Raw genomic sequence first — 19,468 nt, forward strand, 5'->3', positions numbered from 1 at the left:
GTCAAAGAGGAAAATATGATAACTAAAGACTCTACACACGCATTAGGAGTATTTTCTAATCCTCAAAAAATAGAGCAGGCTATTAATGAATTGAAAGCGGCTAACTTTCCGATGGAGAAGGTTTCTATTATTGCTAAAGATGTAGAAAAAGGTGAACAACTGGGCGAAGCGCAAATGAGCGATCGCATCGGTAATCAAGATGTAAATGCGACAGAGCCAGTAGCAAATACACTGACAGCAACTACTTGGGGTAGTATATTACTTGGTTTGAGCAGTCTAGCACTTCCCGGTGTAGGTGCTGTGTTAGCCGCAGGTTCTGTGGGTGTAGCTTTAGTTAGTAGTGTCGCTGGTGTGGCTGTAGGTGCAGCTGCAAATCAGAATTTGGTGAAAGCCTTAGGTGATTTAGGTATCCCCGAAGAACGCGCGCGCGTTTATAGCGATCGCCTCCAACAGAGTTATTATTTACTCATACTCGATGGAACAGAAGCAGAAATTAATCGTTCTGAACCAATATTACGTAGCAACGGTATTGAATATTGGGGTATTTATCATACTCCCCAAACTCAAAATGCCTAGAGAATGCAAGTTAGTAATTTACATATAATCATAGGGCACAACAATGTTGTGCCCCTACTCGTATACCTGATTTACCATCACAGCAATAATTAATTTGTTGAAAAATTGTTGTCATCGAGAATACAACTTTAATTCATAAAATTGCCTTTCCCTGGATAGAAGATTCTACCCATCAACAAAGTTATATTATTTCTAGTCATTAGCTGTTTGAAAATTTCAAAGCTCCTCCATATTTCTGCGAGGAGCTTTATTAATGTTAAGAGTATCTTTGGTTTTTAGCTCATCTGTAATTAATCTTGAGACTCTTCAGAGCTAGTTTCTGCTTCAGTTTCTGGCTCTGTGTTCACATTAATTTTAGGTTTAACGGGTTTTGGCCCCCGCACTAGTGCAGGGCTAACCTGCTGCTTGGTTTCATCACCATAAGATGATTTTTTTCCTTTACCAGAGGAACGATTACCTCTTGCTTTAGAGCTTCTAGGATTGGACTCTGTAGGCTGTACATCATCCAAATTTTCGGAATTTTTGTCAGTATTGGCTTGAGACTGACGTTCTGATTTCTTGATTGGGCGTTCTATCATTGTAGATTTTTGTAAAGCTATCTTTAATGATACATCGGTTTGCTGACGATCAATCTAATAAGTATTATTTGCAATAAATAAGTTTTATTGACAAAAATCACCGACATTTTTCGACTATAAGAGACTTTATACCAATTTGAAAAAAGAATGCAACAGATGCTAGGGAACAGTGCTGTGACCTCTAGAATAGATTGATGTGTCGCCAACATTATTTGAATCGGTATTATTTAAAGTAAAACAATATTTCATTACTATTTTTGATTGTTAAGCGTACACATTTAACAGTCAACAGTTAACGACTTGAAGCAGAATAATTGATTTTTTGCAGTTTGCTAATTCTGGCAAATTATAGTTAGGCTACCCCATTAAGTAATACCAGATTTTTTTAAGAAATCTGGCAGCTAAATTTTCAGCAATAACTTAAGATTTCTATTGTTACTCGATCCGAGACCAAAAATGCATTTTTGGCGTCAGGTAAAGAAAAGCGATCGCCAGCATTAATTCAATTGGTATCAAAGAAAAAAACAGGCTGGAACATAACCAAAAAATAGCAAATAATAAAACTACTATTTGCCCAAGGGAATTGGTAATTTTGGGAGTAATAATCAAACAAAGTAAAGCTAGACCTAGGGCAATCGATGAATAGGCAAAGGTTAACATAGTGAGTAATTAATAATGTTCAAGAACTGAAGATAATTGATGAACTGCAAACCAACCAATGTCTTTCTAGAAAGCTAGAACTGCTACCTATGTCTTATTTTTACAAGACCTCCAGAACATTGTAGAATCAGATCCCCATTTCATCAAACCGTTGTTTTACCCAAAGATGGGATTTTATGACTTCACTATAGTTTGACGAAAATCAGCAAAAAGTTTGTTCGCGATTAACAATAGTGATGCCAACTGTAACTAATTTTATAACTTTTCTGCTGCGGTTTGGATTACGAACCTGGTATCATAATTCTCTATCTTCATTATCAAGATTCATCAATGCTTCCCTATTAGCTAGCATGGTACTTACTCAGGGAAGATGATACTATCTTTTTTTTGGACGTTGTCGGCAACTGAGTTGCAGAAAAAGCCTTTATCTGTTATCCATTGAGAAATTTTTTGCGCAAAAATCACACAAACTCGGCGCTAAAGCCCACTGATTCAAGGGTTGGGATGAGCTTAATTGATAACTCATCGCAGCAATCATTCGCTCCTTGACAATGGCTAACATTCTCTTGATTTAATTGCGATCGCAATTTTTAACAATATGCAAAATCGCCTTTACAATCACCTCTGGTTGATCTATCCAAACAAAATGACTGCTATTTTCAGTTTCAATTTGTACAGAATTTGTGGATAAGTTCATTAATTCAGAGTGCATTTGGTCTCGTAGCTTATTAGCCGCTCTACTAGGTAAAAGTAGCGTCCAAGGAGAAGGATGGAAAAAAGTATTAGCTTTAATATTAACTATAGGTAATCCACTAAAATCATTAGCTGACTTAACTTGGCGACTACTAGTATCTAAATTTAAGATTTCCCGACTCATGGTAATCCAGTGTTTGGGACGACAGAAAGAACGTTTAACTGGTTTGAGAGTTATTTGGGGAAAATTCGCTAATTCACGCTTGATGAGTTCAAATGTGCCAATCAATTTCAGTAATCTAACAATACCGAGAACTGACCCTAAAAAGGACATCACGAAGCCAGAGAGAAAAAATAATTTTAAACATTGTAAATGAAAAGGCATTTTTAACATAGCCGTTTCATGGAGTCCATCGGTAAGTACCATTCCCATAACTTTTTGGGGAAATTGTTGTGCATACAAGCGCACGTTATAGCTACCGAAGGAATTTCCTACAAGAATATAAGGGGGTTCAATTCCGGCTTTTGTTAACAGATAATCGAGTTCTGTAACTATTTGCTGACTGGTTCGCGGATATGGGCTATGATCGCTCCAACCGTAGCCAGCGCGATCGTAGATGCAAACTCGTGTTAGCTTAACTATCTCTGGAAGCAGTAAATAACCTTCAATTCCGCCTAAACTATGTTCGATAACGACTGTCGGGCCAGACTCTCCCGCAGTGTAAAGGTGGAGGTTATAGCCACCCACATCAATCAGCTGACCTGGCGGTGGGTGACGATCTTCTATCAAACAAGCGATCGCCTGATAGCAAATTGTAGCCAACAGTATCATACTGTTGATAGATGGCAACATGTTGTAAATATGTTTGATTATTAGTTTTTAGACCAGCGCCAATTATAACGGTTCCATTCGTAAATTCCTTGAATTTCGTATTCAGCACCATTATGGAAGCGGACAATGCAATTGCTACAGGAAGTATCGCCATTGTTAATTTCCTCAACTTGTAGCACCACACAGGAAAACCATTCGCGCTTACACGGGCCATCATCTTGAACCCATTCCCACATCGCATTGGAAATTTCAATGCGATCGCCTACTTTTAGTTTAAGTGCATCTTCAAAATAAACATATTTATCAAAATGATATGGCTGAAGGCGATTGAGCCATTGTAAACCGTAACGTTCCCGAATAAATTGTACTTCTCCAGAGTCAGACGCATTCAACCAATCATTGAAGAATTGGGCTTTCCAATTACCATTATCTTGTTCGTGTATTTTGACAAACTGCAAAAATGCTGCCAATTCTTCTGAGGTTAGTTCATCCAAGGGATTAGTAATTTCTAACACCCCACAATTAGAATTTCCGGGAATTTGCTCAATTACTTGCAGTAGTATCTGTTTCTGTGTCTCAGTGAGAGGACAGCTGGCTACATCACAACACCTAAAGGCTGCTTGCAAAGCTGCTTGAATCTCATCCGGAGTCATAAGTTAATAGCAAGTTAAGGGTTGTTTTCCCTAATTATTACAAAAGTTAAATGAAAGTCTCCAATATCTTTTGGTTAGTTGTCAGTAGGGGCGGGTTTATAGGAGATCGTCATGGATATTTGAGGATATCTGTGAACCCGCCCGTACAGTTTTCAGTTCACGCTGATTAAGACAGATATACCGATGGCTATGTTAGTGATATATCTAAGAAAATAGCAAACATCCTGTAGGAACCTTAGTAAAATTAGTTTTTAGATATGGAAAAGAAAAGTAGCAGCAAATCTTGGTTAAATTTACTAGACTTAGCTAAGTCATTTTATTCCAGAGAAATAAAGGTAATTTTTGTTTCCTGTCTCATCAGTATTTTTCTCTGGGTATTAACTCCCCCAGCTGTAGCCCTGACACAAATTAAACTCTTTGATATTTCTTATAAAGACTGTCCGCCAGAACTGGCACAAGGCGCAGTAATTAGTAGTGGTTCGGCGGCGGCTAACTGTTTTATAGTGACAGGTAAAGCTGAAAATGCGACTTATAAAACCGTCTACGATGCAGATATTTTCGGACGGATTTATGATGCTAACAACGACCCAGTGTTACAAAACCGGACGCGGTTAGGTTCGATTGCGGAAATACCACCAGGTATCAGTGATTTTGAATTGCGGATTTCTGTAGCTGCAAACCAGCCAACCCCATTGAAGCTGAAGCAGTTTAAAGCTGCTGGGTTTAGCGGTCAGGTGCGTAAGTAAGACTGATTTATTTTAGATTTGTCATCATTAATATTAGGATTGTTAGGGTGGGCGATCGCTCACCCTAACTTTATTCCCACTGTGGCGGAGTTGTTAAAAAATCAATATAGCTTTCAGGGTAGGAAGCAACCAGTCGCCAGCTAATTGCAATACCAAGAAGGCGATGATGGGAGAAAAATCTATCCCGCCTAGTGGAGGAATAATAGAGCGGAAAAGATTGAGATAAGGGTCAGTGATCTGGGCTAAAGCCGCAAATGGTTGACTATAAAAGTCAATATTGGGGAACCAGGTCAAGAGAACCCGAACAATCAGCAAAACAGTATAAATCTGGATGAAAGTAGCCAGTGTTGTAATCAGTAGATTCATGGATAGCTCGGTTTTGGGCTAAGTTGACAAACAAGGTCTTATCATAGATTTTAATTTAGTCTTGGTCATGGCGTCCGCGATAAATGTTGGCATATTGCACCACACTTAAGCGCTGCATCACGTCGTTATTGTCTAAGAATCCTTCGTCAAAGAACGCTCGTTGACTGCTTGCGGTGAAGTGCCATTGACATTGCCGAGTTGCTTTCGTACCTCATCTATTGTGGCATTTAGCTGGGCAATTTTGTCTTCTAGCGATCGCCTTGCTGTTTCCATTTCTAATCCTTCTGTTTGGGAAGGTGTCATCTGACGACGTTTTCCAGCTATCTTGCGGGAATCTTCCAGACTATTTGTCAATTCTGTTTCTTCGTCTGCTGCTAATTCCGGATCTTGGCGAGTAGCAATCAAGGCTCCAACAACGCCACCGACAACACTACCGAAAATTGCGCCGACAAAAAATCCATTGACAAAACCATCACGCTGACTCATATTCTTAACCGCCTTGACGAAACTTTGGGACTTTTACACTAGTGACACTAGTTAAAGTTATTTTCCTACCCTAGCTGCATAGTAGCTTAAGTCCCGTAGGTGCGATCGCCAGCATCTCCCAATCCTGGCACAATAAACCCTCGGTCATTAACTGTTTCGTCAATGGTGGCAGTGTAAATAATTAAACCTGGATAAGCTGCACTGAGTTTTTGCAAAGCTGGCGGAGCTGCTACTACACAAACAATCCTTGTTAGAGATGGATCTACACCCCGTTGTGTCAATTCTGCCATTGCTGCCATCATTGATCCTCCCGTAGCTAACATTGGATCGGTAATTAATACCCGCGTCTGAGGATCGAATTTTTCTGGTAATTTGTTGAGATAACACATCGGTTCTAGTGTTTCCTCATTGCGTACTAAGCCCAGATGATAAATCGAAGCTAAAGGCAACAAAGTCTGCGCACCTTCTAATAGCACTAACCCAGCCCGCAAAATCGGTACTACCGCCACGGGTACTAATGGATCGATCAAAGTAGCAGGCGTAGAATCCAAAGGAGTCTCCACCGTCATTTCTTGGGTCGGTAACCACTCTCTGGCAGCTTCATAAGTTAACCATCTTCCTAACTCCACCATCGCACTCCGGAATAATACTGAAGGTGTGGCGGCATCCCTAGCAACTGCTAACCAGTGCTTGATCAGGGGATGGGGTGGAACATAAACACGCAGTTGTAGCGTCATAGCCAAAAATCGGCGTCTTTAATATATAAGAACTGAACCATAATGATACTCTGTCCTGCCTCTGACTGGCAGCTAAAATCAACAACCTGGCAATTATTGATAATCTTTTGCATTAACAGTTGACAGCAATTCTCAATCAAGGTTATATTATTATCCAGTGTTCTCCTCTCTTTAAGGATCGGCAGACGGGATTAGCCAGCAGTAGCAGGCTTGTCCCTCTTTTTTTTGCGAGATAAATTCACAAATTGAATCAAATTGAATATTTAAAGAGAACAGGAACAGAGAACAGAAAAAATCTAGACTGTTTCTCACATCAAACAGGATTCCTCAATTTAATTAAATTTTCATAGGTACTTTAACTCTTGAATCTCTGCCAGCCAACGATATTAAATCGTTGAAGTAGTTGATTTTGAGACAAAAGTAATATGCGCTACATTTTTTTATAAAAAAATGATGCCAATCCTGACCCTCGGTTTGCCATTACTGAATTTGCATCAATATTAAATTATCAGTATACTGCTCAAGGTTTAAGTTTTGAATTTTGAATTATTATGACTTCTAGTTCCTTATTTGATGTAATTATTATTGGTTCTGGGATTGGGGGATTAGTGACCGCAACCCAGCTAGCAGCAAAGGGAGCTAAAGTGCTGGTATTAGAAAGTTATACAATACCAGGTGGTAGTGCAGGTTATTTTGAGCGTCAGGGCTATCGCTTTGATGTCGGAGCATCCATGATTTTTGGCATGGGTAACAAAGGAACTACAAATTTACTTACCCGCGCCCTTCATGCTGTAGACGTTAGCTTAGAAACAATTGCCGATCCGGTACAGATTCACTACCACTTACCTGATGGTATCGACTTGAAAGTAAACCGAGTTTATGAAAAATTTTTGCAAAATCTTATTGCATACTTTCCTCATGAAAAATATGGTATTCGTCGTTTTTATGACGAATGTTGGGAAGTTTTTAATTGTCTAAACAGCATAGAGTTACTGTCATTAGAAGAACCTCGGTATTTATTGCGGATGTTTTTACAACACCCTTTAGCTTGTTTGAGATTAGCTAAATATTTGCCACAAAATGCTGGCGATGTGGCGCGACGTTACATCAAAAACCCGTTATTGTTGAAATTTATTGATATGGAATGTTATTGCTGGTCGGTCGTTCCAGCCAATATGACACCCATGATTAATGCAGGTATGGTATTTTCCGATAGACATTATGGCGGAGTTAATTATCCCAAAGGTGGAGTCGGAAAAATTGCTCAAGCATTGGTAGCTGGTTTAGAAAAAGTTGGAGGAACAATTAAGTATCAAACAAGAGTAAAGCAGATTATTACTGAAAAAGGCAAAGCTGTAGGGGTAAAACTGGCTAATGGTGAAGTCTATCGGGGTAAACGCATAGTTTCTAATGCTACACGCTGGGATACTTTTGAAAATTTACTACCTGTAGAGTCAATGCCACATAATGAGAAACAGTGGCAACAAACCTATCAGAAATCACCCAGCTTTTTGAGTTTGCACATAGGGGTTGAGAAGTCAGTTTTGCCACAAGGAACCGAATGCCATCATATATTGTTAGAAGAATGGCAACAAATGACTGTAGCCCAAGGCACAATTTTTGTTTCAATTCCGACATTGCTTGACCCCGATTTAGCGCCAGAGGGTTATCATATTATTCATGCTTTTACCCCTGACTGGCTAGAGAATTGGCAGGGATTAAGTGAAAGGGAATATGAGAGCAACAAAGAAGCCGCAGCATGGCGAATAATTGACCGATTAGAGCAGATTTTCCCTGGTTTAAATGCAGGATTGGATTATTTAGAAGTAGGGACACCCCGCACCCATCGCCGCTTTTTAGGGCGAAAAGATGGTACTTACGGGCCTATTCCCCGGCGTAAGTTATGGGGGTTATTGGGGATGCGATTTAATCGGACAGCGATTCCCGGATTGTATTGTGTAGGGGATAGTACGTTTCCTGGTCAAGGATTAAATGCTGTCGCCTTTTCTGGCTTTGCTTGCGCCCATAGAATTGCTGTAGATTTGGGGTTATAGGTCATTGGTCATTTGTCATTGGATTTAGGTTCATTAGGAGAAAATGATCCAGAGGATACTCAGATTGAGTAGGTTTATTAGCAAGGCTGTAATGACTTTCCATTGTCTATTTTGACTGATGCGATCGCGAGTACGAGACAGCAGCAACCGCAATAATAGCCACAGGGAATATAGTTGAAAGGGTAAAAAAATCAGAATTAAACCAATAACAGCGACTTTAAAGGCTCTGTCTGCTGTTTGGTCTGCCCAGGAAACTTTGATAATATCGTCATCATCTGCATCATCAGCTGTAGTTTCCTCACCTTCAGCAGCAGATTCAACTTCTAAGTTGCTTGACCCTAAAATAAACTTAGCTTGTGCTGCGTCTTGTTCGTGAACTTGGAGTTTAATCCAACCGACAGCGACAGTTAAATGCCATGCTAAATCTACGGTAGACTCGTTTGCTAAATAAGAGCTAATACCTTCAGCTTCTAAAAGTTGCTTTGCGAGGTTAGCTTCTAAAGAGTTGTTATAGGTGGCTACTGTAACAAAATTATTAGCCATAGGTTTGCGCTAAATGATTCCGAAAATTGCGATCGCCACTTGCAAATACCTCGATGGATAGTCTACCCTAACGCGCTTTTCGTGCTTAATTAAATATACAGTAGCGTCCGCATAGGAATTATAGCAATTTGCATATACAGCATATTTCAGGTAAATGAGGTATGCGCTTCGGGGCATGGGAGTGCCAGTGCCCCTACAATCTATCGCATTCTTTTTTCAAATTGGTATGACAACCAAATATGAAAATTTCTAGCCCCTAGCCCCTAGTCCCTAGTCCCTAGCCCCTAGCCTTTGATTTCACTCAAATACAGCCAAATCAAACCAAAAAGTAGTGCCAATGCCCACTTCACTCACCAGATGAATTCTACTGTGATGCCTTTCCATAATATTGCGCACAATTGATAAACCTAAACCCGTACCTTCTAGGGTATGCACGCGATTTTCTACACGAAAGAAGCGATCGAAAATTGCTTGTTGGTCTTCTATGGCAATACCAATACCAGTATCAGATATTTCTACACGTACTGATGGCGATGGTTTTTGAGACTCGGATTTAGCATCTAATTGATAGGCGCGAATAGCTACTTTACCACCGGCTGGAGTAAATTTCAGGGCATTACCGACTAAATTCGCTAAAACTTGCAGTAACAAATCATAGTTACCCACAACTAAAGGTACAGGCGGTTTCACTTCTTGAATTAATTCAATACCTTTATCTTTAGCATTGAGTTGGTAAGTCCGCAGGGTTTGTTCAATTGCTTGACCTAAATCTACGCCATCAAAATTGTAAGTCCGCCCAGACTCAAGTTTTGATAAATCTAAGACATCGTTGACTAAGCGTGTCAGGCGATCGGTTTCATGGTTAACTGTTTGCAGAAACTCTTGGCGTTCTTCTGTACTCAAGTCTTCGCCGTAGTCGTGCAAAGTTTCGATAAAAGATTTGATATTAAACAGAGGCGTACGCAGTTCGTGAGATACGTTGCTGATAAATTGGCTTTTAGCTTCGTTGAGTTCAACTTCCCTGGTAATATCTTGGACGGTAATCGCGATACCTTTAACGCTTTCCCGTTGCACATCCAAAACTGTAGTCAAGAGAATGCGGATAGTACGTTGGGTAGGTTGATTTAACGCAATGCGAAATTCCGCACTTTCCGATTCACCGGAAGCCATTTCATACAAGGTACGGCTAACTTCCATTTGCACGGCGGGAGGTAAGTGATGGAGTACGTTACAGCCGACGACTTCATCATTTTCCCAAGAAAATATCCGCTTGGCTGTGGGATTGACCAATATTACCTGCATGTTATTGTCAATCAACACCGCACCGTCGGCAATGGTGGAAACTAGAGTTTCTAGCTTAGCTTTTTCGGCTGTGAGTTCCTCAATATTTTGTTCTTCATAGCTTTCTAATCGCTCTGCCATCTCATTAAAGCTGAGAATTAACTCTCCTAGTTCGCCGCCTAGGGGTAAGTCAATTCGCTGCTTAAAGTTCCCGGCGGCGATTTGTTTCACGCCTACTAACAGTTCTTTAATTGGTTTGGTAATAGTCAGCGCATTTACCACCCCTGCCAACACTACCATTACCCAGATGGTAATAAATACGGCAATGGTGACATCGCGGGTAAAATTGGTAGAAATAACGGCAGTTTGGTTAGGATTGATGCCAATCGCCAAGACACCCAAGTATTTGTTGTCAGCGATGAGGGGCACAAACACATCAGTCACCGACCCATCAGGGGTCATGTGTTGGCGTACCATTGGCTTATCGCTGTCTTTGGCGTAATCTTCTGGTAGTTGAATGCGCCGTTCAATGGTTAAAGAGTTTTTTACCTCTGCTTCCCAAAAAGGTATCCCATAATAGATTTCCCCAGTGTCATCAGCGTAGAGCATATAACGCACACTAGAAGTGCTGCTGTAGAAGCGCTGAGAAAATTGGGCAACTTCTTGGCGTTTGTCTTCAGCAATTAACGGAGTCACATTGGCAGCTAGCAGCAGTCCAAGGTCACGACCGAAGCGGGTATCATTTATTTGTGCATCCTGCTGAATCGTATTCACCGCCCAGAAGGTCAACCCACTCATGACTAAAGATACCACCAATGTCGCCGCAGCCAATAGCTTGGTCTGGAGGGTGAAATCTGACCACCAATTTGCGATCGTTTCTCGGATTGTTTTCAAAAGAGCCAGCATTTTAAATATAAGTTGTTAGTAGTTCTTGTTTTAAACCCCAACAACTAAAAAATTAACAGTTAATTCGACAAATATGCGAATAAGTTAAGCAAGAGTCAAGGAAGAGGCAAGGGAGCAGGGGGCAGGGAGCAGAAGGGAGTATTAATCATACCAATGCCCAATGCCCAATGCCCAATGCCCAATGCCCTAATTCTTAACTCTATGCCCAATATCTCTACGGTAATACATGCCCGCAAAGTGAATGGATTCTAAACCAGTGTAGGCTTGGGCGATCGCTTCCGCAAAATTTGCGCCTGTACCAGTGACGTTTAATACTCGTCCGCCATTGGTGACTATTTCTTGTTGCTGGTTTAATGTTGTCCCTGCATGAAATACAGTTACTCCGGCTGTGTTGGCTTGGGTAATTCCCGTAATTACATGTCCTTTTTCATACTCTCCTGGATAACCGCCAGCGGCAGCAACGACGGTAGCGGCGGCTCCGGGTTTCCAAGTAATTGGTGTTTGGGCTAAACGCTGTTCCACACAGGCTAAAATTAACTCTTCTAAGGGGGTTTCCAACAGGGGGAGTATGACTTGAGTTTCGGGATCGCCAAAGCGACAGTTAAATTCCAACACCTTAAAGTCGCCGTTGGGAGCAATCATTAAGCCGGCGTAGAGTACACCCTGGTAATCAATGCCTTTAGCTTTTAAAGTCGCGATCGCTCTTTCTAAAACTTCTGTTTGCACCCGTGCCATAATCTCTGGTGTGGCAATGGGTGCAGGGGCGTAAGCTCCCATTCCCCCGGTATTATCGCCTGTATCGCCTTCGCCAATCCGTTTATGATCCTGGGCGGGTAATAAGGGGCGAATTGTTAAACCGTCAGTTAAGGCTAACACGGAAACTTCTTGCCCAATCAAGCATTCTTCAATGACAACAAATTCCCCCGCACTACCAAATTGTCCTTGAAATATCGCTTCAATGGCACTGTAAGCTGCGTCTACTGTTTCCGCCACTGTCACACCCTTACCAGCCGCCAAGCCATCGGCTTTGACCACAATCGGTGCGCCCTGGGCTTTGACGTAGGATTTAGCGGCGGCGGCTTCTGTAAACACTGCCGCTTTGGCTGTGGGGATACCTGCTTCTTGCATTAAAGCCTTCGCCCAAGCTTTACTTGCTTCAATTTGTGCCCCGGCTCTATCTGGGCCAAATACCTTCAATCCTTGATTATGGAGATAATCTGTAATTCCTTTAGCTAAGGGTACTTCTGGGCCGACTACAACCAGATTTATCCCATTATTTACAGCATATTTGCCAATACCCTCAAAATCATCTACCGCCAGAGGTATATTTTGGCAATTTGCCATACTTGCCGTACCGCCATTACCCGGTACACAAAAAACTTGCTCAACTTGGTTAGATTGCAGCAGTTTCCACGCCAGAGCGTGTTCGCGCCCCCCATTTCCAACAACTAAAACTTTCACGGATATCCTCTTACTTCCCTTGCCAACAGCGAAGCTACTCGCGGATCAATTTTTTCATCAATGCTTGTGCTTATGCAAGGGGCATTGGTTATTGGGCATGGGGCATGGGGCATTGGGCATGGGGCACTTGTACTGAGCGAAGTCGAAGTATTGGGCATTGGGCATGGGGCATGGGGCACTTGTACTGAGCGTAAAGGCTGCGGCATCGCTTCTAAGTATTTTTCCCGCACTTTTTATAATTTTAAATTGGTATCGTTTTGATCGTCGTCAAAGTCGTTTTGATCGTCGTCAAAGTCGTTTTGATCGTCGTCAAAGTCGTTTTGATCGTCGTCAAAGTCGTTTTGATCGTCGTCAAAGTCGTTTTGATCGTCATCAAAGTCGTTTTGATCGTCGTCAAAGTCGTTTTGATCGTCGTCAAAGTCGTTTTGATCGTCATCAAAGTCGTTTTGATCGTCATCAAAGTCGTTTTGATCGTCATCAAAGTCGTTTTGAGGGATTTTAATGACGGTTTTCTCTGGCTGAACCCGATTTACAGTGAATGCGATCGCACTTTATGAAAAAATACAGCAAATTGCCAGTTGGTTAACTATGAATGCTTACAAATACAAAGCCGCGAGTTTTACCTGAAGTAGTATCATGTGTTGCCATTGCTTTCCACAATTCTTCTGCTTTCACCCAAACAGGCGGATATTTATAACGAGAAACATCCAAAATTAAAAATCTATCTGTTTGTTGATTATAGGCAGCTAAAGGCGAAATATGACCGCCTCTTTCTTGGCCAATTGCTTTGCGTAAATAATTAACAATAATAAAATTACCTGGTTGTTGTAAATTCTCTGCGGCTAGTTTCCGAAAGTTATCTAAACTAATATCAGCCCCATGATAAATTTTAACTTTGACACCATAACTTTCTAATAACCCACCTAATTGTTCTAAAGTCATACCTTTACGCGCAACATCTTCAGCCGAAATTACTTCTTTGGTTTTCTCATTGCTAAAAAAGTTTTCTTGGGTAAATACGCGATATGGTTTATATTGTGGTGCTTCTGGTGCGGTAATTCCTAAACTGTTCAGCACCATTACTATACTAGCTACGCCACAATAGGCTTGATTGTTTTGAGTAATAAACTGACTGCTGAGGGGAAAGAAATCTTCTCTGGCTTGGCTTTCAATTAATAATTTTTCTCCCTCCTTGGAGTTGAAATTAATTAAATTAGGTGCGAGAGTCAGAGTTTGAGCTAATACAGTACTGCCACTCAAGCAAATACCTAATAAAAGAAATTTGATAAATGATTTTAGTATCATATGTTCAGATTTATTTGACTTAGATGAAAGTGCAGATTTAATATATTTAAACTTTAAAATTCTCATTTTTTATGAATAAATATAAAATAATTTATCATTCAATATAGTACAAGGTATGATACTTGCAAGAAATGAAATTAATTATAATTTATAACATGGGGAAAAATTCACTTTTCAAAACATTTGTTAGTGCCAGTGAGATCGCGTTAATTTTTCAGCCCATTGCACCACTCTTAGCTGTACCGCCACAGCCAAGTAATTCTCTACCTGCTACCAATAACCAGAATGCACCAAATAAAGCTAAATTAAAACTCTATGGTGCGCCAAGAACGCGCGTACCAATTGTGCAGTGGTATTTAGCAGAATTAAACATTCCTTATGACTATATTTCACTCAATTTCAATGCTAACGAACAGAAGCAGCCTGAGTTTTTAGCCATTAATCCTATGGGTAAAGTGCCTGCTATAGTTGATGGCAATCTAAAATTATGGGAATCTGGGGCAATTTTGCTTTATTTAGCCGATAAATACAATCAACTGCCTAATTCTGTCGAAGAACGCGCCAAAATTACCCAGTGGGTGATTTTTGCCAATGCTACCTTGGGGCCTGGTTTATTTTTAGCAGATAGGCGGGAAAAAGAAATGCCAACTTTACTCGCGCCACTGAATCAAATTTTGCAGACACAGCCTTTTATCGCCAGTAATAAATTCACTGTGGCAGATATTGCAGTTGCTTCCTACTTGCACTACGCTAAATTACTTTTATCATTAGACTTTAGTAAATATCCTGCGGTTGTCGCTTATCTTGATAGAGTTACTGCTAGACAACCATTTAAAGATACTCTGGGTAAACGTTAATTTTTGATTTTACAATCAAGAATGGCGATCGCAGGGCACAATAAAAACAAACCACAGCGATTTTTAACGCTACGCTACCATGAGCTACTGCCTTAATCCCCATTGTCCAAAACCAGAAAATGCTGATGATGCTAAGTTTTGCTTAACTTGCGGTTCTAAGTTACTCCTCAAAGAACGTTACCGCGCAATTAAACCCATAGGACAAGGTGGTTTTGGGCGTACTTTCTTGGCGGTGGATGAAGATAAACCCTCAAAACCGCGCTGTGTAATTAAGCAATTTTACCCCCAAGCCCAAGGCACTAATAATGTGCAAAAAGCGGTGGAGTTATTTAACCAGGAAGCTGTGCAGTTAGATGAGTTAGGACAACATCCGCAAATTCCTTCATTACTGGCGTATTTTACCCAAGAAGATAGACAGTATTTGGTACAAGAATTTATTGATGGGAGAAATTTAGCTCAGGAATTAGTTGAACAAGGTGCGTTTAATGAAGTGCAGATTCGCCAGTTACTCAATGATTTATTGTCAGTACTGCAATTTTGTCATGCTAGACAAGTAATTCACCGCGATATCAAACCAGAAAATATTATTTTACGCAGTAGCGATAAAAAATTAGTTTTAGTAGATTTTGGGGCTTCTAAATCTGCCACCAGTACCGCCCTCAACCGCACAGGTACAAGTATTGGTAGTCCCGAATATGTCGCCCCAGAACAAATTCGCGGACGGGCAATTTTTGCCAGCGATATCTATAGTTTAGGTGCAACTTGTGTGCGACTATTAACAGAGCGATCGCCTTTTGATTCTTATGATGTGAATAGCGATACTTGGAATTGGCAGCAATACTTAAAAACTCCGGTTAGTAATGATTTGAGCCGCATTCTCAACAAAATGTTAGCCAGTATCCCTGTCAAACGCTATCAAACAGTAGATGAAGTCCTCAAGGATTTGCAAAAGTTACCATTAAACGCCACACCAGCGACATCAGTTAAGCCTGTTACTATCTCACCATCCACACCTCAACCTGCAATTGCTCCGAAAAGTAACAGTCAAATTGAGCGAGAATTAGAAGAAATGAAAACCCTCTTTTTGGGCGGGAATAAGCAGCAAAAAAATCCAGCAAATCCACAAAATCCCAATCCTCAGCCTACTACTAAAAGTATCATTGACGATGAATTAGAAGAATTAAAAAGTAAGTATTTGGGTAATAATAACCCGTAAAATCCTGAGATGATTTCACGTAACCACCATACTTTTTTCAAATTTAGACTTCAGTAGGTATTGAATTTTTCATCCTGCGTCGGTGCGTTGCGCTACGCGACAACACACCCTACAATCTTTGAACAGTCAACCGTCAACAGTCAACCATCAACAAAATGTAGTCCTGATACTGCTTGCTCAATATCTAAGTTTAAATATTTATCTAATGGTAGATACATCCAATTAAGTGCTACTTGGGGGTCTGGGTTGGTTTTGTGAAACCCTAGTGCTGATACTAATTGTTCATTACTTGGATGTATGGTGAGAGCATAGATATCGCACAGGTTAGGAAAATCAGCTTGGATACGTACTAATGTTTTTTGGGTATCCGTTAATAATTCACAAAGGTTATTTAGCTGTTTGTAAGGTAAATCGATTTGCCAACTGCGGACAAAAATCGATGTACAATTGCGATCGCCTATTTGGGCAATTTGAAATGGGTCAATGTCCCAAGTTGCGCTCATGTGCAAGCCTTTACGCGCTGGAATAAAGAAATTGGCTTCTGATTCTCTCGCGACTGGATACAGCACGTAAAAACCCACAGCATCTTGGTTATCACTGCGGCGCAAAACCCTCATCCCTGTTGGATATTGTTCCGCCCAACCCCGGATGATTCTGACAATTCTGTGGGGTAGTGCAGTGGCTTTTTTATTCATCCAGTTGTAATTACGGGCTAAAAAACTCGCAACGGGGACAGCATCGGTGCGGGGATTAAAGTTGTCGGGGAAAAGTTTGATATCTGCTTTGTCTGGGGTGGTATTTTGGGGATTGGGTAATAAAGAACGGATGCGAATACAAGTACTATTACCATCAAAGTCTTTTTCAATCAGCCCCAAAGCCACCAGCTTATCAATCATCATACCCGCAGAGCGATCGCTTCCCCGTTCTTGTTCGCCATAAAAAACTTCTTGCGCTTCCCGATGGGTACAAGGAACAAACCCATCAGGTAAATCCAGTTCTGTCAAAGGTTTGGGGAAATGTTGACCTAATTCTTGCCGTTGTTTAAGTAGTAAATAAACCCACAACTTGACAAAATATTCTGCGCGTCGCCGTGTTATCCCCACTCGCCCTTGCAATTGGGAGACATATTTGCGCTGTAGTTCCAGAGGAAACCATTGTTCAATACTTTGGGGATTTATCATCTCGCAAGACTCCTGACTTTTCCTAACTCGTGCAGTTGAACGGCAGCTACAATTGATTAGTCCCTAGTAGTAGACTGTGTTTGTATAGCCGAACCAGTGCGTTCGGTCGCCAGACTTCTACGTAGCCTAAGGGTGACTGGCGTGCGAAAAAAATTCGCCAGGTTGAGATTCCTGTACCAATCAGCTTTATAAAAACTTCACCCTAATTCAGATAATTTACGCAAACTTCAGCAGCATTACTATAATTACTGCCTACTCATTGCATCAACAGAATCGCGAACCCCAAAATTTAGTTAAACACCTGATTAATATCACAAGTAATTTGTTGACTGTTGACTGTTGACTGTTGACTGTTGACTGTTAGCAGTTAAAAGGAAAAATTACGGTGTTAGATGAGTAACAGCTATCCCTATTTGACTGTCATGCTGAGTTTTGGAGGAAATTGATGATGATATTTTCAAATGACGAAAATAATTTAAATTATATTGCTATCCCTGGAGATAAACAGCATCAAAATACTACCAATCATGATAATTTACAACCTGTAGCTAAAGTTGATTTACTACAAGCTATTATTGAAAGTTTTGTTGATGGTGTTTTGATAGTATCACCTCAAGGAAAATTAATTCATGCAAATGAGTATGCCAGGGCTATCTGCCGACAATTAATGACCAAAGCGACAGCTAATGATGTAATACCAGAAGAAGTTTGGCAGATTTGTCAATCTTTAATTGAAAGCTCCGAATTATTTACCACAGAAAAAATCATTCTTGAGTCGGAAATTCAACCCAAGCCAACAATGAAATTGCGCCTAAGGGTTAGATGGTTGGAACTATCTGCCAATCCAGAGAACTTTTTATTAGTGACTGTTGAGGATTGCAATCAGTATAGCAAAAGTATAGCGATCGCTGATGCTAAAAAATACAATTTGACAGACCGAGAAATAGAAGTTTGGCTACTACGACGGGCTAATCTTTCCTATAAAGAAATCGCCAATAAATTATATATTACTATCAATACAGTGAAGAAGCATTTGCAAAATATCTATGCTAAACAACAAGACATAAATAATATGAATGAATACAACTTTGTTTGAAAAGTAAAATATGCCAAATTGTAGGGTGTGTTATGCCGTAGGCTAACGCACCTTTTTTTATAATTACTATATGTAATTTATATTAATTAAAATAATTTTGTAGCACATCAATGATATTCAAGAAAGCAATAGGACAAAAGGGCAAGGCATTGCCTTGCCCCTACAATCTGCCACTTTATTTTGTTTGATTTGTATTATAATTGTTGAATCAATACTCAACAATTAGATATTTAATTTCTCTAATTTTGCACTTATGCTAAATGAGAATTCCCGGATTGTTACATATAGCCCCGCTTATACAATTGTTCCTACTTATGAATGCTTTAATCGCTGTAGTTACTGTAACTTTCGTAGCGAGCCTGGTAAAAGTCCCTGGTTAACTTTAGCAGCAGCAGCAAGCATTTTACAGAAATTGCCAAGAAAAAATGTCTGGGAAATTCTTATCCTCAGCGGTGAAGTTCATCCTCATTCCCCAAAGCGTGAAGAGTGGTTCCAACGAATTTATGATTTGTGTCAATTAGCATTTTCAATGGGTTTTTTCCCCCACACCAATGCAGGGACGCTTAGCTTTGAAGAAATGCAAAAGCTGAAGCATGTTAATGTTTCAATGGGGTTAATGTTAGAGCAATTAACGCCTAAGTTATTAAATACAGTACATCGCCACGCACCAAGTAAATTACCACAATTACGGTTACAACAATTAGAATGGGCAGGAGAATTACAAATTCCCTTTACTACAGGGTTACTATTAGGGATTGGGGAAACATTTGCCGATTGTGAGGAAACATTAGCAGCTATATCTGAATTACATCAGCGTTATCATCACATTCAAGAAGTTATTTTACAACCCCATAGTCCAGGAAATCAGCAAACTTTTGATGCACCACCTTTTGACCCCCATAAATTACCAGAAATAATTGCTCAAGCACGGCAAATTTTACCGCCAGAGATTACAATTCAAATTCCGCCGAATTTAGTTAAAGATGATCAATGGTTACTTGCTTGTATAGGGGCGGGTGCGAGAGATTTAGGCGGAATTGGGCCAAAAGATGAAGTGAACCCTGATTATCCCCATATTCAAGAGCAAGAATTGAGAGAAATTTTACAGCCTGCGGGGTGGGAATTAGTGCCAAGATTGCCTATTTATCCTCAATTTGATAGTTGGTTATCGGCAAAATTGCAAACAGCAGTCACGTCGCTACGCTCCGAATTCAAAATTCAAAATTCAAGACACATATAAA

At 40.4% G+C, this 19,468-nt stretch carries 20 protein-coding genes; 8 read left to right on the forward strand and 12 right to left on the reverse strand.

Going from position 1 to position 19,468, the window contains the following annotated elements:
* Positions 1–15 precede the first annotated feature (15 nt).
* Positions 16–576: a general stress protein gene (locus H6G41_RS10410; RefSeq protein ID WP_190746119.1), complete on the forward strand. Its 561-nt coding sequence runs from the start codon at positions 16–18 to the stop codon at positions 574–576.
* A gap of 290 nt (positions 577–866) precedes the next feature.
* On the opposite strand, the gene H6G41_RS10415 is transcribed toward H6G41_RS10410, so the two are convergent.
* From H6G41_RS10415 to H6G41_RS10425, 3 genes are all read right to left on the reverse strand, one after another.
* Complete coding sequence (locus H6G41_RS10415) at positions 867–1,154, reverse strand: hypothetical protein (protein ID WP_190746120.1); 288 nt, start codon at positions 1,152–1,154, stop codon at positions 867–869.
* A gap of 1,231 nt (positions 1,155–2,385) precedes the next feature.
* Complete coding sequence (locus H6G41_RS10420) at positions 2,386–3,360, reverse strand: alpha/beta fold hydrolase (RefSeq protein WP_190746121.1); 975 nt, start codon at positions 3,358–3,360, stop codon at positions 2,386–2,388.
* A 20-nt stretch (positions 3,361–3,380) separates the two neighbouring features.
* On the reverse strand, positions 3,381–3,992 hold the full coding sequence (locus H6G41_RS10425; RefSeq protein WP_190746122.1) for a hypothetical protein: 612 nt from the start codon (positions 3,990–3,992) through the stop codon (positions 3,381–3,383).
* Positions 3,993–4,249: 257 nt separating this feature from the next.
* Between H6G41_RS10425 and H6G41_RS10430 the strand changes: the two genes are divergently transcribed.
* The gene (locus tag H6G41_RS10430; protein ID WP_199316118.1) at positions 4,250–4,738 is read left to right on the forward strand and encodes a biotin carboxylase; all 489 of its coding nucleotides are present in this window, start codon (positions 4,250–4,252) and stop codon (positions 4,736–4,738) included.
* Positions 4,739–4,831: 93 nt separating this feature from the next.
* Here H6G41_RS10430 and H6G41_RS10435 read toward each other — a convergent pair whose 3' ends face one another.
* The 3 genes from H6G41_RS10435 to upp all read right to left on the reverse strand — a co-directional run bounded on the left by H6G41_RS10435 (position 4,832) and on the right by upp (position 6,327).
* Positions 4,832–5,104, reverse strand: coding sequence for a YggT family protein (locus H6G41_RS10435; RefSeq protein WP_190746123.1), 273 nt, complete (start codon positions 5,102–5,104; stop codon positions 4,832–4,834).
* Positions 5,105–5,236: 132 nt separating this feature from the next.
* Positions 5,237–5,590, reverse strand: coding sequence for a hypothetical protein (locus H6G41_RS10440; protein WP_190746124.1), 354 nt, complete (start codon positions 5,588–5,590; stop codon positions 5,237–5,239).
* 86 nt (positions 5,591–5,676) lie between these two features.
* The gene (gene upp, locus H6G41_RS10445; RefSeq protein ID WP_190746125.1) at positions 5,677–6,327 is read right to left on the reverse strand and encodes a uracil phosphoribosyltransferase; all 651 of its coding nucleotides are present in this window, start codon (positions 6,325–6,327) and stop codon (positions 5,677–5,679) included.
* A 551-nt stretch (positions 6,328–6,878) separates the two neighbouring features.
* Here upp and crtH point away from each other — a divergent pair.
* Positions 6,879–8,381: a carotenoid isomerase gene (crtH, locus tag H6G41_RS10450; protein WP_190746126.1), complete on the forward strand. Its 1,503-nt coding sequence runs from the start codon at positions 6,879–6,881 to the stop codon at positions 8,379–8,381.
* 33 nt (positions 8,382–8,414) lie between these two features.
* On the opposite strand, the gene H6G41_RS10455 is transcribed toward crtH, so the two are convergent.
* The 4 genes from H6G41_RS10455 to H6G41_RS10470 form a co-directional block, all read right to left on the reverse strand.
* Positions 8,415–8,924: a putative signal transducing protein gene (locus H6G41_RS10455; protein WP_190746127.1), complete on the reverse strand. Its 510-nt coding sequence runs from the start codon at positions 8,922–8,924 to the stop codon at positions 8,415–8,417.
* Between the two features lie 297 nt (positions 8,925–9,221).
* Positions 9,222–11,111, reverse strand: coding sequence for a two-component system sensor histidine kinase NblS (gene nblS / locus H6G41_RS10460; RefSeq protein ID WP_190746128.1), 1,890 nt, complete (start codon positions 11,109–11,111; stop codon positions 9,222–9,224).
* 186 nt (positions 11,112–11,297) lie between these two features.
* The gene (gene purD, locus H6G41_RS10465) at positions 11,298–12,572 is read right to left on the reverse strand and encodes a phosphoribosylamine--glycine ligase (RefSeq protein ID WP_190746129.1); all 1,275 of its coding nucleotides are present in this window, start codon (positions 12,570–12,572) and stop codon (positions 11,298–11,300) included.
* Complete coding sequence (locus tag H6G41_RS10470) at positions 12,569–12,730, reverse strand: hypothetical protein (RefSeq protein WP_190746130.1); 162 nt, start codon at positions 12,728–12,730, stop codon at positions 12,569–12,571. Before H6G41_RS10470 ends, purD begins: the two co-directional genes overlap by 4 nt.
* Before the next feature lie 5 nt (positions 12,731–12,735).
* Here H6G41_RS10470 and H6G41_RS10475 point away from each other — a divergent pair, with 5 nt between their 5' ends.
* Positions 12,736–13,074: a hypothetical protein gene (locus tag H6G41_RS10475; RefSeq protein WP_190746131.1), complete on the forward strand. Its 339-nt coding sequence runs from the start codon at positions 12,736–12,738 to the stop codon at positions 13,072–13,074.
* 80 nt (positions 13,075–13,154) lie between these two features.
* Here H6G41_RS10475 and H6G41_RS10480 read toward each other — a convergent pair whose 3' ends face one another.
* Positions 13,155–13,877, reverse strand: coding sequence for a phytochelatin synthase family protein (locus H6G41_RS10480; RefSeq protein WP_242037872.1), 723 nt, complete (start codon positions 13,875–13,877; stop codon positions 13,155–13,157).
* A gap of 155 nt (positions 13,878–14,032) precedes the next feature.
* On the opposite strand from H6G41_RS10480, the gene H6G41_RS10485 reads away from it, so the two are divergent.
* Positions 14,033–14,734 carry a glutathione S-transferase family protein gene (locus H6G41_RS10485; protein WP_190746133.1) on the forward strand — a complete coding sequence of 234 codons (702 nt, stop codon included), beginning with the start codon at positions 14,033–14,035 and terminating at the stop codon, positions 14,732–14,734.
* Between the two features lie 79 nt (positions 14,735–14,813).
* A complete protein-coding gene (locus tag H6G41_RS10490) occupies positions 14,814–15,950 on the forward strand; it encodes a serine/threonine-protein kinase (RefSeq protein WP_190746134.1) in 1,137 nt (378 codons plus the stop codon).
* A gap of 140 nt (positions 15,951–16,090) precedes the next feature.
* On the opposite strand, the gene H6G41_RS10495 is transcribed toward H6G41_RS10490, so the two are convergent.
* Complete coding sequence (locus H6G41_RS10495; protein ID WP_199316119.1) at positions 16,091–17,131, reverse strand: hypothetical protein; 1,041 nt, start codon at positions 17,129–17,131, stop codon at positions 16,091–16,093.
* Positions 17,132–17,576: 445 nt separating this feature from the next.
* On the opposite strand from H6G41_RS10495, the gene H6G41_RS10500 reads away from it, so the two are divergent.
* Together H6G41_RS10500 and cofG are read left to right on the forward strand one after the other, a co-directional pair.
* A complete protein-coding gene (locus H6G41_RS10500) occupies positions 17,577–18,227 on the forward strand; it encodes a helix-turn-helix transcriptional regulator (protein WP_242037873.1) in 651 nt (216 codons plus the stop codon).
* Positions 18,228–18,480: 253 nt separating this feature from the next.
* Entirely contained in the window at positions 18,481–19,467 is a 987-nt protein-coding gene (gene cofG / locus H6G41_RS10505; protein ID WP_190746135.1) for a 7,8-didemethyl-8-hydroxy-5-deazariboflavin synthase subunit CofG, read from the forward strand.
* Position 19,468 lies beyond the last annotated feature (1 nt).

Source organism: Tolypothrix sp. FACHB-123 (assembly GCF_014697075.1).
Taxonomy (GTDB): domain Bacteria; phylum Cyanobacteriota; class Cyanobacteriia; order Cyanobacteriales; family Nostocaceae; genus Aulosira.

What these genes read in the sequence shown, in the direction of transcription:
- H6G41_RS10410 (WP_190746119.1), top strand. Translation starts at nt 16, where the DNA reads ATGATAACTAAAGACTCTACACACGCATTAGGAGTATTTTCTAATCCT.
- H6G41_RS10415 (WP_190746120.1), bottom strand. Translation starts at nt 1,154, where the DNA reads ATGATAGAACGCCCAATCAAGAAATCAGAACGTCAGTCTCAAGCCAAT.
- H6G41_RS10420 (WP_190746121.1), bottom strand. Translation starts at nt 3,360, where the DNA reads ATGTTGCCATCTATCAACAGTATGATACTGTTGGCTACAATTTGCTAT.
- H6G41_RS10425 (WP_190746122.1), bottom strand. Translation starts at nt 3,992, where the DNA reads ATGACTCCGGATGAGATTCAAGCAGCTTTGCAAGCAGCCTTTAGGTGT.
- H6G41_RS10430 (WP_199316118.1), top strand. Translation starts at nt 4,250, where the DNA reads ATGGAAAAGAAAAGTAGCAGCAAATCTTGGTTAAATTTACTAGACTTA.
- H6G41_RS10435 (WP_190746123.1), bottom strand. Translation starts at nt 5,104, where the DNA reads ATGAATCTACTGATTACAACACTGGCTACTTTCATCCAGATTTATACT.
- H6G41_RS10440 (WP_190746124.1), bottom strand. Translation starts at nt 5,590, where the DNA reads ATGAGTCAGCGTGATGGTTTTGTCAATGGATTTTTTGTCGGCGCAATT.
- upp (WP_190746125.1), bottom strand. Translation starts at nt 6,327, where the DNA reads ATGACGCTACAACTGCGTGTTTATGTTCCACCCCATCCCCTGATCAAG.
- crtH (WP_190746126.1), top strand. Translation starts at nt 6,879, where the DNA reads ATGACTTCTAGTTCCTTATTTGATGTAATTATTATTGGTTCTGGGATT.
- H6G41_RS10455 (WP_190746127.1), bottom strand. Translation starts at nt 8,924, where the DNA reads ATGGCTAATAATTTTGTTACAGTAGCCACCTATAACAACTCTTTAGAA.
- nblS (WP_190746128.1), bottom strand. Translation starts at nt 11,111, where the DNA reads ATGCTGGCTCTTTTGAAAACAATCCGAGAAACGATCGCAAATTGGTGG.
- H6G41_RS10470 (WP_190746130.1), bottom strand. Translation starts at nt 12,730, where the DNA reads ATGCCCAATACTTCGACTTCGCTCAGTACAAGTGCCCCATGCCCAATG.
- H6G41_RS10475 (WP_190746131.1), top strand. Translation starts at nt 12,736, where the DNA reads ATGGGGCATGGGGCACTTGTACTGAGCGTAAAGGCTGCGGCATCGCTT.
- H6G41_RS10480 (WP_242037872.1), bottom strand. Translation starts at nt 13,877, where the DNA reads ATGATACTAAAATCATTTATCAAATTTCTTTTATTAGGTATTTGCTTG.
- H6G41_RS10485 (WP_190746133.1), top strand. Translation starts at nt 14,033, where the DNA reads ATGGGGAAAAATTCACTTTTCAAAACATTTGTTAGTGCCAGTGAGATC.
- H6G41_RS10490 (WP_190746134.1), top strand. Translation starts at nt 14,814, where the DNA reads ATGAGCTACTGCCTTAATCCCCATTGTCCAAAACCAGAAAATGCTGAT.
- H6G41_RS10495 (WP_199316119.1), bottom strand. Translation starts at nt 17,131, where the DNA reads ATGATAAATCCCCAAAGTATTGAACAATGGTTTCCTCTGGAACTACAG.
- H6G41_RS10500 (WP_242037873.1), top strand. Translation starts at nt 17,577, where the DNA reads ATGATGATATTTTCAAATGACGAAAATAATTTAAATTATATTGCTATC.
- cofG (WP_190746135.1), top strand. Translation starts at nt 18,481, where the DNA reads ATGCTAAATGAGAATTCCCGGATTGTTACATATAGCCCCGCTTATACA.